Annotated in this window: 12 protein-coding genes and 1 pseudogene; 2 read left to right on the forward strand and 11 right to left on the reverse strand. The window is 65.1% G+C overall.

The window, feature by feature from the left end; translation table 11 throughout:
- Positions 1 to 249 (reverse strand): hypothetical protein (locus DYI24_RS08530; RefSeq protein ID WP_164571982.1); only part of this gene is annotated, 249 nt, incomplete at its 3' end.
- 135 nt (positions 250 to 384) lie between these two features.
- The gene (locus tag DYI24_RS08535; protein WP_164571983.1) at positions 385 to 1,581 is read right to left on the reverse strand and encodes a DUF2778 domain-containing protein; all 1,197 of its coding nucleotides are present in this window, start codon (positions 1,579 to 1,581) and stop codon (positions 385 to 387) included.
- Positions 1,582 to 1,978: 397 nt separating this feature from the next.
- Here DYI24_RS08535 and cowN point away from each other — a divergent pair, with 397 nt between their 5' ends.
- Entirely contained in the window at positions 1,979 to 2,257 is a 279-nt protein-coding gene (gene cowN, locus DYI24_RS08540; protein WP_107344121.1) for a N(2)-fixation sustaining protein CowN, read from the forward strand.
- 36 nt (positions 2,258 to 2,293) lie between these two features.
- On the opposite strand, the gene DYI24_RS08545 is transcribed toward cowN, so the two are convergent.
- From DYI24_RS08545 to DYI24_RS08580, 8 genes are all read right to left on the reverse strand, one after another.
- Positions 2,294 to 2,989 (reverse strand): DUF899 family protein, encoded by a 696-nt coding sequence (locus DYI24_RS08545; protein ID WP_164571984.1) that lies wholly within the window; start codon positions 2,987 to 2,989, stop codon positions 2,294 to 2,296.
- Positions 2,990 to 3,078: 89 nt separating this feature from the next.
- Positions 3,079 to 4,785 carry an IlvD/Edd family dehydratase gene (locus tag DYI24_RS08550; protein ID WP_164571985.1) on the reverse strand — a complete coding sequence of 569 codons (1,707 nt, stop codon included), beginning with the start codon at positions 4,783 to 4,785 and terminating at the stop codon, positions 3,079 to 3,081.
- A gap of 329 nt (positions 4,786 to 5,114) precedes the next feature.
- Positions 5,115 to 6,329 (reverse strand): acyltransferase family protein, encoded by a 1,215-nt coding sequence (locus tag DYI24_RS08555; protein ID WP_164571986.1) that lies wholly within the window; start codon positions 6,327 to 6,329, stop codon positions 5,115 to 5,117.
- Positions 6,330 to 6,437: 108 nt separating this feature from the next.
- A complete protein-coding gene (locus tag DYI24_RS08560) occupies positions 6,438 to 7,868 on the reverse strand; it encodes an aldehyde dehydrogenase family protein (RefSeq protein WP_164571987.1) in 1,431 nt (476 codons plus the stop codon).
- Positions 7,869 to 8,114: 246 nt separating this feature from the next.
- Positions 8,115 to 10,094, reverse strand: a complete 1,980-nt coding sequence (locus DYI24_RS08565; protein ID WP_246701197.1) for a putative bifunctional diguanylate cyclase/phosphodiesterase — start codon at positions 10,092 to 10,094, stop codon at positions 8,115 to 8,117.
- Between the two features lie 244 nt (positions 10,095 to 10,338).
- Positions 10,339 to 11,283: a DMT family transporter gene (locus tag DYI24_RS08570; RefSeq protein WP_107344117.1), complete on the reverse strand. Its 945-nt coding sequence runs from the start codon at positions 11,281 to 11,283 to the stop codon at positions 10,339 to 10,341.
- A 189-nt stretch (positions 11,284 to 11,472) separates the two neighbouring features.
- Positions 11,473 to 12,306 (reverse strand): aldo/keto reductase, encoded by an 834-nt coding sequence (locus DYI24_RS08575; RefSeq protein ID WP_205523437.1) that lies wholly within the window; start codon positions 12,304 to 12,306, stop codon positions 11,473 to 11,475.
- A 30-nt stretch (positions 12,307 to 12,336) separates the two neighbouring features.
- Entirely contained in the window at positions 12,337 to 13,242 is a 906-nt protein-coding gene (locus DYI24_RS08580; protein ID WP_164571990.1) for an intradiol ring-cleavage dioxygenase, read from the reverse strand.
- A gap of 230 nt (positions 13,243 to 13,472) precedes the next feature.
- On the opposite strand from DYI24_RS08580, the gene DYI24_RS08585 reads away from it, so the two are divergent.
- Positions 13,473 to 14,741, forward strand: coding sequence for a serine hydrolase domain-containing protein (locus DYI24_RS08585; RefSeq protein WP_164571991.1), 1,269 nt, complete (start codon positions 13,473 to 13,475; stop codon positions 14,739 to 14,741).
- Between the two features lie 95 nt (positions 14,742 to 14,836).
- On the opposite strand, the pseudogene DYI24_RS08590 reads toward DYI24_RS08585, so the two are convergent.
- Positions 14,837 to 15,690 (reverse strand): annotated as a pseudogene (locus DYI24_RS08590) (hypothetical protein); the annotation flags it as partial.

Below are 15,690 nucleotides of genomic sequence, written 5' to 3' on the forward strand. Positions count from 1 at the left end.
GCGGAGCGGTCTCTGGTTGTTGGTTTTTGGCGGATTGAACACCACGTAGCACGCCGGGCTCAGCCGCGGCCCTGCCTCACGCAGGCAGCTTTCGATTCGAGACGCGTCGGGAATGAACTGGCCGCAGAGTCGGAAGGCGTCGGGCGTGCAGGCTTCGCGCTGCGCGGCCGTGCCTTGATCCTGCGCGACGGCGGAGCCGCCGGCGGCGACGGTGAACGCAAACACGGCAGCAGACAGGCGTGGGGTCATGGTCGATCTCCCTTTGATCGACCAAGTGCGAGCCCGGCCAACTGGTTCCGGCCGGAGCGTTCACGGATTGTGGAGAGAAGGCAGTTTGGGCTCGCCGCTCGCGGCGGCCCCGGGCTACGTGGTGGGTCAGCCTGATCAGGTCAGGCTGCCGACCACCACCAGGCGCTTGACCTCGCCGCGTTTGAACGCCTGCAGGAACGCGTTGTAGTCCTTGAACGAGACGCAGCCGTTGGAGTCGCCGCGCGGCCCGAGCATGTAGGTGTGAGCCAGCAGACCGGTGCGGCCGTAGATCACGTCCTCGCCGCCGACCGGCGTGAGACGGATAGCGGCAACGCCGTGGAACAGCTTCTCGCGCATCTTCAGGTCGTAGATATGCGGCGGGGTGGCGCCCTGCATCTTCACGCTGACGTGGCGGGGGTCATCCATCCGGGCGCCGAGGCCGGAATGCGCCTCGAGCTTGGAGCCGTCCGGCATGTACACCATCTTGGCGGTGATGTCGTAGACAGCGGTGTAGCGATCTTCGTCGGAGGGATTGAAGGCGCTGTCGCGAACCTGACCAACGTCCATGTCGCTGGTGTCGGCCGAGGCGTAAGCGAGCGCCGGGCTGTCGACCTTGCCGAACAGCTTCTCGAAGAAGCTGGACTTGTGGTTCTGCGCGGACATCAGGATCGCCGATTTGGCGCGGGCGACCAGGGCTTCGTGGCTGAAGGGGTTGCGCGACGGATTGCGCGGCGTGACGGCGGCAACCGACTTGGTGCGCTGCGGCGGCAGCGGCACGTTCATCGCTTCCTTCACCGGCGACGGCGGCGGCGCGACGCCGACCTTGGCGTCGTCCTCGGTCTCGGCCGCCGCGGGACGATTTTGCCCGGGCTGTTTGAACCGATCGGGCTGGAAGCCGAACGAATAGGAAGGATCGAGCAGAGCGTAATAGCGATGGCCAGTCTTGGCGGGCTCGGAGGCCTGGACGCTGGCGGTGACCGGAACGTCGGTCGGATCGGCGGACGCGACCTGGATGCCCTTGCTCTCTTGGCTCTTGAAGGCGGATTTCAGCGCCAGCGAAGCCATGAGTTGCGGCGCGGCCTCGGCGGCGGCGGCGAGCGGTTCGAACCGTGCGGAGAACGAGGTGCGTTCGATCGAGGAGCGCGTGCTCTGATCGTCACGCAAAGAGCCGACGGTCGGATAGATGCTGGCGCCGACGGTGTTGGCATAAACCGTCCAGACGCAACCGATCACCGGCAGCGCGATTCCGATCGCGCCGAGCGATTTCCGAAACCCCATGTAGCGGGCCCCACGTTGGTTGGACAGCGATCGCCGCCCCGTGCCGACTGTCATTCGCTCACTTCCCGACTTTCCCCATCGGTCAGCGGCGAACCAAGATACCGCATACAGATGTGGCAGAACAGAGGAGCGCGATTAAGGCGGGTTTTAGTTAAATGCAGTTTAAGCGGCCTCGAATGGGAACCATGCTCCGTTATGGTTAACGGATGGTTACGACCCTTCCGGGCTAATTTTTGATTTAATATCAATAACTTAATTGAAAGCGCGCAGTGCTGGAGGCCGCAGCTCCTGCCCGCTAAGTCCGCGAAGTCCAATCCTCGTAGTATTACGCGGAGCTGGCCCCGGCCGGACTTCCCCCGCTTCCGCGGCGCTTCGGCGCAGGACGGCACGACTCGCCTGCCATGGCATACCGGTTGCATCTGAGCCGCGTTCTTACGTTTTGAGGCCCAGAATGTCAGCTTCCTTCGATCGTTATGTCAGCTTCAAACACTGCGACTGGGAGGGTCGCTCCGAGCGGGTGATGCAGAGGCTCCAGCGCCACGTCGATGCCGGCGAGAACCCGTTCTGGGCGTACTTCGCCCAGAAGCGCGTCGAGCTGCGCGACAAGCAGGGTCTCGACGACCTGCGCATCCTCCACAATTATCTGCCGACGCTGCGCGAGCTGCTCGAAGACAATGGCGACCTCGAAACCCTCGAGATGCTCGAAGATCTCGAGGCCAACCTGATGTGAGCCGGTGAGCACCGCCGCAACGGCTCAGGTAGCGACTCAGGTGTAACGCAAGCGTGGATACCAATCGGTGCCCCGTCCCTCCGGGGTGACATCGAAAATAGTCCACAGTGGCATCAGGTCCGGGGCCCCGCGTGGGTCCTGGCCCGGATCTGACGTCGTGCCGGTCATCTCGCCACCCCAGAAGTGTCGGATCGTGCCATCGCGGCGCGTGAAGACGTTGAACGCCGGCACTTCGTCGCCGCTGGGCGTGATGGCGTGATAGTCGTTGCTGAACGCACCGTTTAGGTCAGTGAACAACGGCAGGTAATGCCAGCCGCGCTGCCGCTTGAACGCCATCAAACGATCGATCGGCGACCGTGCGACGACTGCCAACGCCACCCGCTGGGTGATGTCCGGTACCTCGCCGTCCCAGGCGCTCAGCAGCGAGGTGCACATCGGGCACGGCTCAGCGCGCTGCGGCCCATACATGAAGTTGTAAACGACGAGGCTTTGCTTGCCGCCGAACAGACCGGCGAAGTCGGTCCGCCCGCCCTCGCCTTCGAACGCGTAGGGCTTTGTGACCTCGCCGCCCGGCGGCAGCTGCCGACGCTGCGCGGCAACGCGCTCGATGTGACGGCGCAGTTCGATCTCTTCGGCGAGCAGCGCCTCGCGCGCGCGGCGATACTCGGCACTCTCATTCGGATAGCGCACGCCGCTGGCACGGGCGAGTTCGATCGCAGGCTTCAGGGTCATGACGGCTCCTTCGGTCCATGGTGTCTCCATGGGACGAACGAGCGCGCGCCGATCCGACAGCCGCCAAACAACCGCCGGTCGGAAGCCCGCTAGGTCGAGCGGCCGGACGCGGTGAGGAAATCGAAGTCGCAGCCCTCGTCGGCCTGCAACACCGCGTCGTGGAACAACTGCGCGTAGCCGCGTCCCGGTCGGGTCGCAGAAGTCACCGGCAGCGCGGCCCGGCGGCGGATGAGCTCGGCGTCGTCGACCAGCAGGTCGATCCGGCGCTCGGCGACGTCGAGGGCGATCCGGTCGCCGGTCTGCACCAGCGCCAGCGGTCCGCCCTCTGCGCTCTCCGGCGTGATGTGCAACACGATGGTGCCGAACGCAGTGCCGCTCATCCGCGCGTCCGAGATCCGGACCATGTCCTTCACCCCTGCCCGCGCCAGCTTCAGCGGGATCGGCAGATAGCCCGCCTCCGGCATCCCGGGCGCGCCCTTCGGTCCGGCATTGCGCAGCACCAGCACATCATCTGCCGTGACGTCGAGATCGGGATCGTCGATTCGCCGCGCCATGTCCTCCAGCGTTTCGAACACCACCGCGCGGCCGGTGTGCTGCAGCAAGCCGTGCGATGCCGCCGCATGTTTGATCAGGGCGCCGCGCGGCGCCAGATTGCCGTGCAGCACCGCAAGCCCGCCTTCACGGCGGATCGGATTATCGCGCGGGCGGATGACGTCCTGGCCCGGCACATCCTCGGCCTGCGCCACCACCTCACGCAGCGTCGCGCCGGTCACGGTGCTGGCGTCGAGTTCGATCAAATCCCCGAGCTGCGCCATCAGCTTCGGCACGCCGCCGGCGTGGTGGAAGTGCTCCATGTAGTGCGCGCCGGACGGCTTGAGATCGACCAGCACCGGCACCTGGCGGCCAATCGCATCGAACTCGTCGAGATCGATCCGGTGCGGCACACGGCCGGCGATCGCGGTGAGATGGATCAGTCCGTTGGTCGATCCGCCGATCGCCTGCAGCACCACTTGCGCGTTACGGAACGCCGCCGGCGTCAGCAGCTCGCTGGGGCGCGGCCCCTTGGCCTTGGCCATCGCGGCGGCGACGCGGCCGCTGGCCTCCGCCGAACGGAAGCGCTCGGCGTGCGGCGCCGGGATCGTCGCGCTCATCGGCAGCGACAGCCCCATCGCCTCGATCATGCAAGCCATCGTCGACGCGGTGCCCATCACCATGCAGGTGCCGACCGACGGCGCCAACCGGCCGTTGACCGCCTCGATCTCGGCATCGTCGATCTCGCCGGCGCGATACTTCGCCCACAGCCGCCGGCAGTCGGTGCAGGCGCCAAGCACCTCGCCTTTGTGATGTCCGACCACCATCGGCCCCACCGGGATCACCACCGTCGGCAGATCGGCCGACACCGCGGCCATCACTTGCGCCGGCAACGTCTTGTCGCAGCCGCCGATCACCACGACCGCGTCCATCGGCTGGGCGCGGATCATCTCCTCGGTGTCCATCGCCATCAGGTTGCGCAAGTACATCGATGTCGGATGCGCAAAACTCTCGGCGATCGAGATGGTCGGAAACACCATCGGCATCGCGCCGGCCAGCATCACGCCGCGCTTCACCGCCTCGATAATCTGCGGTGCGTTGCCGTGGCAGGGATTGTAGTCGCTGTGGGTGTTGGTGATGCCGACGATCGGCCGGTCGAGCGCGTCGTCCGAATAGCCCATCGCCTTGATGAAGGCTTTGCGCAGGAACAGCGAGAATCCTGAATCGCCGTAAGCTGTCAGTCCCTTGCGCAATCCGTCGGCCATGTTCCGTCCCGCAGCAGTTTCGCTGCACTTGAGGGACGGCGGACGCCGATGTCAATCGCGGAGGGTCAGGTGATCACCTTGGCCACAACCAGGGCGATCAAAATCGCGACGCCGCTGAGGGCAATGGTCAGGAACTGGCGTCGATGGGAGACGGAAAGCAGCGGGTTCATCGGATCCTTCGCCCTCGTTCGGGCGAGTCGATCGCCCCGGAGCCGCGGCACTTAAGCTCCTTTTAACGACGGTAAGATGAACCAACTACTCGGACGACTACCGGACCGCGCCCTCGGCGGCGCGGCGGTCCCTTGGCAGCAATGACGGCGCGGCCGCCCCTAAGGTTGCTGCGACACCGGTCCCAGTGGAGCTGCGGCTGATAGAGCTGCCGAAGCTGCCTTCTTGGCCCAACGGCCGAACAAACGTTGGCCGGGAATTTCGACCAGCCGTCTGGTGAGCGCCGAGAGGCCGATGACGATCCCGATGTAGGCCACGAAGATCGCGTCCAGCACGTAGACATTCAGGTTGGCGATCACCTTGACCGGTTCGCCGTCGTGGATCTGTTCCACGAGCAAAGGGCGCCCGATCAATTTCTGCCCGATCGTCGCAGCGGTCATGATCATCAAAGCAACGAAGGCGTGCACCATGTAGATCGAATACGACAGTTCGCCGAGCTTGACGAACACCGGCCACTTCAACATGCGCGAGACCAGCCCGCGCTCGTAAGCAAAGATCAGCACGGTCAAGCCGAACAGCAGAGGCGCAGCCAGCGATAGCGGCCCTCTTCCGGCGGCAATGACGAAACCACAGACCCATGCGACGATGCCGACCTCGATCGCTGTACCGAAACGCTGGCTCGGCGCGGCCTTTGCGGTCCGGTAGATCAGGTAGGTCAGATGGCCCACCATGAAGCCGTACAGACAGCGAAACAATCCGAAGTCGTAGGTGGTTTCGATACCGTGTTTTGAAAACGACGCCACGACCGCAGCCGCGAGCAGCCCAACCGCGGCCAGCACGAACGTCCGCCACCGCGGCATGGTGAGCGCGATCAGGCCGAAGACGAGGTAGGTCCAGTATTCGGCCCCGATGCTCCAGCTTGGGAAATTCCAGGTCAGCTTGTCCGAGACATTCACCGCCTGCAGCAGCAGCAACTGCGCCGGAATCGCAACCAGCGGCCGATAGCCTTCTGTGGCGAACGGCGCGTGTCCGGTCTTGAAGCCGATCGCCATTGCCAGCGCGAAATTGACGGCTTCGGCCAGCACGAACGCCGCCAGCACGACGACGTGCAAAGGCCAGATCCGCCCAAGCCGCTTGATCGCGAAGGCAGTGAACTCCGAACCCGTGTTGAGGCGCCCGAGATACGCGTGGGTGATCACAAAGCCGCTGAGCACGAAGAAGAAGTCGACGAACAGAAATGCGTTTCTAATCAGCGGAACGTCGTGGATGTGGCCAAGCACACTGAGATGAAACAGCGCGACCAAGATCGCGCACAGGCCACGCCAACTGTCGAGCGCGCCGAAATGAATGGTGTCGGTTCGTAGCGTCACGGCCATTGGAGCAGCAATGGCAGGCGTTCGAACCTGGATCAACGCACGAGCGTATTAATCATTAACCCCGCGGCGATGCCGGAACCACACGGTCCCGGCATCGCGCGGTCGCAGTTACGCGGCGTTGAAGCCGGCGATTGCCTTGACCTCGAGATATTCTTCGAGACCGAACTTGCCCCACTCGCGGCCGTTGCCCGACTGCTTGTAGCCACCGAACGGCGCGGTGCGTTCGTTGGGCACGCCCTGCAGGTTGACGTTGCCGGCGCGGATCTTGCGGCCGACCGCGCGGGCGCGATCAACCGAGCCGGCCGAGACGTAACCGGCCAGACCATACGGCGTGTCGTTGGCGAGCTCGACTGCCTCGTTCTCGTCCTTGGCGCCCATGATCACCAACACCGGCCCGAAGATTTCTTCACGCGCGATGGTCATGTCCTTGGTGACGTCGGCGAACACCGTCGGGCGCACATAGAAGCCCTTGTTGACGCCTTCCGGCAGGCCGGGACCGCCGGCGACGAGGGTGGCGCCCTCTTCGATGCCTTTGTTGATCAGCGTCTGGATCTTGTCCCACTGGATGCGGTTGACGACCGGACCGATGGTGGTGCCTTCCCCGCGCGGATCGCCCGCCTTGGTCTTCTCGGCGACGCCCCTGGCGATCGCCGCGACCTCCTTCATCTTCGACAGCGGCACGATCATCCGACTCGGCGCGTTGCACGACTGGCCGGAGTTGTTGAACATGTGCATCACACCACCGGTCACCGCCTTGGTCAGGTCGGCGTCCTCGAGGATGACGTTCGGCGACTTGCCACCCAGCTCCTGGCTGACGCGCTTCACCGTCGGCGCCGCACGCTGGGCGACGTCGATGCCGGCGCGGGTCGAACCGGTGAACGAGATCATGTCGATGTCGGGATGTTCGCTCATCGCCGCGCCGACCTCCGGACCGAGGCCGTTGACGAGGTTGAACACACCCTTCGGCAAGCCGGCTTCGTGCAGGATTTCGGCGAACAGCAGCGCCGAGGTCGGGGTGAATTCGCTCGGCTTCAGCACCATGGTGCAGCCGGCTGCGATCGCGGGCGCGACCTTGCAGGCGATCTGATTGAGCGGCCAGTTCCACGGCGTGATCATGCCGACGACGCCGATCGGCTCACGCACGATCATCGCCGAGCCGAGCGGCTCCTCGAACTGATAGTTCTTCAACACGTCGAGCGTCGACATGATGTGACCGAGGCCGGCGCCGGCCTGCATCTTCTCGGCCATCGGCAACGGCGCGCCCATCTCGTCGGAGATCGCAGCGCCGATTTCCTTCATCCGGCTCTTGTAAATCGCGACCACCTTCTCCAGCAGCGCGATGCGCTCTTCGCGGCTGGTCACCGAGAACGTTTCGAACGCGCGCTTGGCAGCGGCGACCGCCTTGTCGACGTCGGCCTTGGAGCCGAGCGCAACCTCATACATCGCCTCTTCGGTGGCGGGATTGACGACCGGCGTCGACTTCTTGACGACGGGATCGACCCAGGCGCCATCGATATAGAACTGCATGCGGTTGACCATCGGAACCTCTTGCTTAATCGCGGGTGGTTGGTGGTGAGTGTGATCAGGATCGGCGCCGTCGCGCGAGGCCCTCGCCTCGGTACGAACGGTCCGAAAAATCGACCACCGCCATATGCGGGAAGGGCATATAAAATCACCGACACGAGCGGAGCAAGGCATCCTCGCACAATTGCGCGTGTGTGGCGTGATCGAGAAAGATCTTCTACCACTGCACGGAAATTACGAGCATCCTGCTGCGGCGCAGCATCAAACGGCTTGCGCCAACGGTGTCGCGGCGACCGCTTCGCCGGTGGTCAGATCGCGGTAATGCGCGATCGGTTGCGGCCTGCCGATCAGATAGCCCTGCACCTCGTCGCAGCCGGCCTGAGCCAGGAACGCGAGCTGTTTCTCGGTCTCGACGCCCTCGGCGATCACCGGCAGTTTCAGCGTCCGTGCCAGGCTGAGGATCGCTTCGACGATCGCGGCCGATTCCGGATTGGTTTCGAGCTTCCGGGTGAAGGCCTGATCGATCTTGATCTTGTCGAACGGAAACGACTGCAGATACGACAGCGACGAATAGCCGGCGCCGAAATCGTCCATCGCGACGCGCACGCCGAGATTCTTGATCTTGCGCAGAATCGCGATCGCCCCGGCGAAATCGTCGATCAGCACGCCTTCGGTGATCTCGATTTCGAGACGCGAGGCCTCCAGCCCGCTTTCCAGCAGGATCTGCAGGATCAGCGCCGGCACATCGAAGCGGCGGAAGTCGAGCGGCGAGAAATTGACGGCGATCGCCAGCGGCTTGGCCCATGACGCCGCCTCGGCGCAGACGCTGCGCAGCACCCATTCGTCGATCGGGCCGATCTGGCCGGTCTCTTCCGCGAGCGGCACGAACAGCGCCGGCGACACCATGCCGCGCACCGGATGGCGCCAGCGCAGCAGCGCTTCGAAGCCGACGATCTCGCCGGATGTGCAGGCCTGCGGCTGGTAGTGGATTTCGAACTGGCGCTGCTCCAGCGCCACCGCAAGCTCGCGCTGCAGCGCGCGCTTTTCACGGATCTGCAGATCCATCGCCGGCTCGAACAGGCACACCGTGCCGCGTTGCTCGGTCTTGGCGCGATACAGCGCAACGTCCGCATGGGCGATCAGCGTGTCCGCGTCATCGCCGTCGCGCGGATAGACGCTGACACCCGCGGTCGCACCGACGCGGATGTGATGGCCATCGACTTCGAACTCGGTGTCGCACAGCTCTGCAAGCTGCCGGCAGACGTCCTGGATCGAGTCGTCCGCGGCATCAGGCGGAGTGACGATCGAAAACTCGTCGCCGCCCGGCCGTGCCAGGAAGCCCCAATGGCAGGTGTCTGCGAGACGACGCGCCATCTCGGCCAGCACCGCGTCTCCGACCGCCTGGCCGAACACGTCGTTGATCTCTTTGAAGCGATCGATGCCGAGCCGGATCACTGCGAAGCTGCCATCGAAGCGGCGCGCCTGCTCGACGCTCTGGACGATGCGGTCGTTGAACGCGGCGCGGTTCGGCAGACCGGTGGCAACGTCGTGCAACGCCAGATAAGCGAAGCGCTGCTCGGCCTGTTTGTGGTCGGTGACATCGCTATGCTTGGCGATCCAGCCGCCGTTCGGCAGACGTCTCAGATCGATCCGGATATGCCGGCCGTCTCGCAGTTCGGCGACCAGGCTGGCCGGTCCACCCGAGGCGATCGCGGCACGCAGTTCGACCAGTTGCCGCTGATCGCTGACGAAGTTGCCGGAATTCCGCATTACCGCCAGCGTGCGACGCAGGCAGTGACCGGCGATCTCACGGCCCGGCGGGATCGCATAGATGTCGAGGAAGGCCTCGTTCCAAAGCTTCAGCCGCCCCTCAGCGTCGAACAGACAGAACCCGCGCGCCGCATCGTTGAGGATCGCGTCCAGCACCATGTCGCGTTCGGCCAAGGTCAGTCGGGTGCGGCGACCTGCGATCGAACTTAGCCAAACCGCCAGGCTCGCAAAGCCGGTGGTCGCGATCACAGAGCCGATCATCAGCGCCAGCGCGATGGTCGGTGCAAGCGGCGCATCCGAGGCCGCGAGCAGCGCCAGCGCTGCAACAGACGCCACTGAACTGATCGAGGCAAAGCCGGTCGCGATGATCCAGTACCGGCGTCCCTTGCCCTCGCTGATCCGGACGCTGCGCAGCCCGCCATAAGCCGCCACGACGCCAAGTGCGCACAGCACGGCGGCCAGAGCGATCATTCCCCAACTGTGGGCGTCGGACGCGGAAGGAAATTCAGCCATCTGCGATTTGAACCTGCTTTCGCTTCGCACTCTGGCATCGTGGTTTTGCCTAATGCTTAAAGCGATCGCCAAATTGACCGCAGCCGTCGCGGCGGAACGCCGCGCGACATCCGTTACTCATCATCGCTGGAATATTGCTACGTGTAGATAGCAGCCGACAACAACGAGAAGTCGTACGCACCATCGTTCGCGCGCGGATAGCTCAGGGGCTCGGATACGGCTCTGAGGGCAGTTCCTGCTGCTTGCGGCGTAGCCGCTCGCGCTGTGCGGTGTAGATGCCGCTGCCGATGATCACCGCGGCGCCGACAAAGGTCCAGACGTCGGGCACCTCGCCGAACACGCCAAAGCCGAGAAACGCGACCCAGACAAGCTGGCTATAGGTGAACGGCGCCAGCACCGAGGCGTCGGCATAGCGATAAGCTAGCACCACCACCCACTGCCCCATGGTCGAGGCGAGCCCGACCAGCAGGCCAATGCCGATGTCCTGCCAGGTCGGCGTCACCCAGACGAACGGCACCACCGCGCTGAGGGTGATGAAGCCGACCAACGCCGAGAACGACATCGTGACCACGGCGCGATCGGCGCCGCTGATCATCCGCGTCAAGGTAAGCGTCAGCGCCCAGCCGAATGCCGACAGGATCGGCAGCAGCACCGCAGGATCGAACGCGGCCGAGCCGGGCCGGATTACGATCAGCACGCCAACGAGGCCGACCAGCGTCGCGATCCAGCGCCGGATGCCGACGTGCTCGGCGAGCAGCGGGATCGACAGCGCGGTGACGAACAGCGGCGCCACGAACGACGTCGCCGAGGCTTCCGCGATCGGCAGGAACTGCAGGCTGGTGATGAACAGCACCGAGGATGACACCAGCGCCAGCGCCCGCAACACCTGCAGCTTCGGACGCACCGAGCGCAGCGGCGATTCCTTGGAGGCGAGCGCCACCGGGATCATGATCAGCAGGAACACCAGAAACCGAATCCAGCCGATCTCGATCGGCGGTAGCGTGCGGCCGAGATACTTCGCCAGCGTGTCCGAGCAGGCGAGAAACACCGTCGAGCCGACGATCAGCGCGATGCCGCGCAGCGGATGGTCGGCGTGGCGATGGGTGAGCCGGCGCACGGCGTCGTTGCTTGGCGAGGTGACGGTCAAGGCTCGATAACGCTTTGGAGATGGCAGGGAAGCGGGAGCCGTCCGCGGGAGGAGGTCCCTATCAACTAATAATCCGACAAAACGATGTTCGGCGCGCCAGGACAAGTCCCGAAATCGGGACTCGGTCATGCGAAAGGCCAAAAAGCGCCTGCGCGGTGGGCTTGTATCGCCCTGCCCGCGCTTTTTCGCTTACAGCATCGGCAGGCTGGCGGGCTCCGGGCCGAGCGGGCAGGCCTGATCGATCGCGTCGATCTCCTCCTCGCTGAGCTGGAGCGCGAGGGCCGCCGCGTTGTCCGCGGCGTGGGCCGGATTGCCGGCCTTCGGGATCGCAAACACCGACGGCCGCCGGGTCAGAAACGCCAGCGCCACTTGCCGAGGCGTCGCGCCATGGGCATCGGCGACGCTCTGCAGCAGCCGGCCCGCCGCGCTACGCGGCGCCGGAAATTCGTCGTGACCGAACGGCGAATATGCCGTCACCGCGACGCCATGAGCTTCGCACCACGGAATAACGGTGTGCTCGATCGCCCGTTCGAGCAGATGATACAGCACCTGATTGCAGGCGATCTTGCCGTCCCCGGCGATCCTGTGCAGCTCGCGCAGGTCGCCGGCGTCGAAATTGCTGACGCCCCAGGACCGGATCTTGCCGGCGGCGACCAGCTCCTCGAACGCGGCCACCGTCTCGCTGAGCTGATAATGCCCACGCCAATGCAGCAGATAGCAGTCGAGCCGATCAGTGCGGAGCCGCGCCAGCGAACGCTCGCAGGCCGCGACGGTGCCGCGGCGGGAGGCGTTGCTCGGTAACACTTTTGAAACCAAGAACACCTCGTCGCGCCGGCCGGCAATCGCTTCGGCGACCAGAGGCTCGGCGTCGCCATACATCTCGGCAGTGTCGATGTGCGTCAGGCCGAGATCGAGGCCGCGCCGCAGCGCGGCGAGCGCCGACGCGCGGTCACCCTGGTCGATATACCAGGTGCCCTGCCCGATCGGCGCAAGCTTCGGCCCCATCCGGCCGAATCTGCGCATGTCCCCAGTCACCATCCACTCCCATCACGATCACGCCGTGTTGGCCATCATCGGCCGCGGCGCGGCGCCTTGGCCCGGCTTCAGCCGGAACTCGTAAGTCATCAAATGCCACGGCCCCGAGGCTTCGCGACCGTCGGGCATCACCGCATCGTTGCGCAATTCAACGTTCGAAATCAGCTCGTCCTTGACCCCGAAGACGACGTCGGACTCCAGATATTTATCACCTTCGATGAAAACATGGGTGACCAGCGGCTCGAAGCCAGGGGCGCTGACCAGAAAATGCACATGGGCCGGCCGCATCGGGTGCCTGCGGGCCGCCAGGATCAGGTCACCGACCGGGCCGTCGATCGGGATCGGATAGCTGCACGGCAGGATGGTGCGGAACGCCACCCGTCCGTCCGCGTCGGTCGCGAACCGCGCCCGCAGCGACGCGCCCTGCTCGGCATATCCAGGTTTCTGGGAATCATAGAAGCCGTCATCGTCGGCGTGCCAGACATCGACCGCCGCATTGACGATCGGCGCGCCGTCGAGATCGGTGACGCGGGCCGCCACATACATCGGTTCGCCGTCAACGCCTTCGGCAATGTCGGCGCCGTGCGGCATCGGCTTGTGCTCGCCGACATAGAACGGGCCGAGCACCGTCGTCTGCGTCGCGCCGGCGCGGTCGCGGTGATTGACGGCATCGACCAGCATCGAGACCCCGAGCACGTCCGACAGGAGGATGAATTCCTGCCGGCTCGGCGTGCATTTCTGCCCCGTGCGGGTGAGGAAATCGATCGCCTTCTCCCATTCCTCGAAGGTCAGGCCGGTGCGGCGGACATAGTCGTGCAGCGAGCGCACCAGCTCGCGCATCAACAGCTTCATGCGCGGATCGGGGGTTTCGTCGAAGCTCTTGACGACCGCCTCGGTGAGGTCGGTCTCGTCGAATTGAGGCATGTCCCGCTCAATGGTCGTTGGAGAGGCGGCGACGGTACACCATGCTTCCTGCCGTGGTAAGCGCCGCCACGGAAGGCGGGCATGCATGGAAGCACAGACGTCGGCGCATCGCGCGCCGCATGGCGCCGATAGAACGCATCACGGTTTTCCGATATCAAGGGCGCCCGAGCGAACCATCTCAGAATCCGGGACCGTCAACCGGACGATCCACGATCTTCAGGAGTGAAGCGATGCCGAGCCAAGCCGCAGTAGCCCAATCCTCGACGCCGACCATCGGATCGGCCGCCAGCGCCGGCATGTCCGAGGCCGCGCTGCGCCGGATCGACGATCATCTGCGGCGACTGTATCTCGATTCCGGCAAGCTGCCAGGCACCCAGACACTGGTGTATCGTCGCGGCCAGATCGTGTACCAGTCCTCGCTCGGCTTCGCCGACGTCGAACGCAAAGTCGCGGTGCGCGACGACACCATCTTCCGCATCTATTCGATGACCAAGCCGATCACCTCGGTGGCATTGATGATGCTGTTCGAGGAAGGCCGGGTGCAGCTCGACGATCCGGTGGTGAAGTACATTCCGCAATGGGCCAATCTCGGCGTGTTCCAGGCCGGCATCGCGCCGTATTTCCTGACCAAACCGCCGGCGCGGCCGATGCAGGTGGTCGACCTGCTGCGCCACACCTCCGGCCTAACCTATGGCTTCCAGAATCGCACCAATATCGACGCCGCCTATCGCGACAAAGGCATCGGCGCCTTCGAGAAGGCCGGCACGTTGGATTCCTGGATCGCCGATCTGGCGCAGATCCCGCTGGAGTTCTCGCCGGGCGACGCCTGGAACTACTCGGTGTCGACCGACATCGTCGGCTACATCGTGCAGAAGATCAGCGGCATGCCGTTCGAGCAGTTCGTCAAGCAGCGCATCCTCGATCCGCTCGGCATGACCGACACCGACTTCTACGTGCCGGCCGCCAAGGCGCAGCGGCTCGCCGCCTGCTACACCGCCGACGGCAAGGGCGGCATGACGCTGTCGGACGATCCGGCAACCTCGAGCTTCCTCGCGCCGCCCGCGCTAATTTCCGGCGGCGGCGGGCTGGTCTCGACCACCGCCGACTATCTCACCTTCTGCCGCGCGCTGCTCAACGGCGGCGAACTCGGAGGCGTCCGGCTGATCGGGCCGAAGACGCTGAAGCTGATGACCAGCAATCATTTGCCCGGCAACCGCGACCTCACCCAGATGTCGCTGTCGATGTTCTCCGAAGCGACCAATGCCGGCATCGGCTTCGGGCTCGGCTTCGCCGTCAACATGAATCCGGCGCTGACGCTGCTGCCGGGCTCGGCCGGCGAATTCTATTGGGGCGGCGCCGCCTCGACGGCGTTCTGGATCGATCCGGCCGAAGAGCTGATCACCATCTTCATGACCCAGCTCATCCCCTCCAGCGCCTACCCGATCCGCCGCGAGCTGCGCACCCTGGTGTACAGCGCGATCACCGAGAGCAATCTTTAGGTCGCAGCTTGGCCCCTCGTCATTGAGAGAAGCGAAGCGACGAAGCAATCCAGCTCCGGACTCGAAACTGGATTGCTTCGCTCGGAATGACCGAGCTAATCGCGCACATGCACGACGGCGATATCGTCGGCATAAAGCCGGCGCCAGCCCGGCCGTTCGTCCATCTGGCGGACGGCAGGCGCGCTCGGCGGCAGCATCGTCGCATCGATGTCGTTGTCGGTCAGCATGCGGTTGAGCGCGGCGGGATCGCGCCCTGCAGTGGCGCGGATCATGTCCATGACCCGCGCCTCGCCATACAGCTCGGCACGGCCGTCGATGAACACCGGTACGTGGCGCGAGATCAGATAACCGCCGAAGATGTAGGCGTTGAAGATCCGCTTGGCCCCGTGCGCCTGCGCGGCAGCCAGTGCCCGCTCCGGCACCTGGGGCTCGTCGAAGCGATAATGGAGCCGCGGCGCCGCGGCGATCGTGGCCGCGATGATTGCGATCACCGCGACGACGCCGGCCCAGGCCGGCGGAGCGAGATCAGGCTTCGCCTCGGCCGACTTGCGCCCAAGCCCGAGCTGCAGCGCCCACGGCCGTGCCGCGATCATCGGGACCAGGAGCGCGTAGTGTTCGATGCTGCGGACGTGAGCGAGCGCCATATGCACCAGCCCGAGCACCAACAGCAGCCGCGGCCACGGCAGTGTCAACCCGCGCGCCAGGGTGATGCCGAGCAGCGCCAGCAGGCTGGCTTCGAAGGTGCCGAACTTGGAGAAATCCGACGACGCCCACTCGCCGAGCGTCGACAGCACTTCGCCGAGGCTGAGGATCTTGGTGGCTGCCAGCAGCGTGCCCCAACCATAAGGCGTGGCGCAACAAGCGGCGACGGCGGCGAGGCCGAACGCGGCCCAGCGCAGCGCCAGCGCCCATCGCCGCTGCGGTTCGGCCTGGCGCAGCGCCTCCACTC

The sequence above is a fragment of the Rhodopseudomonas sp. BR0C11 genome (genome assembly GCF_010820945.1).
Lineage (GTDB): Bacteria > Pseudomonadota > Alphaproteobacteria > Rhizobiales > Xanthobacteraceae > Rhodopseudomonas > Rhodopseudomonas palustris_H.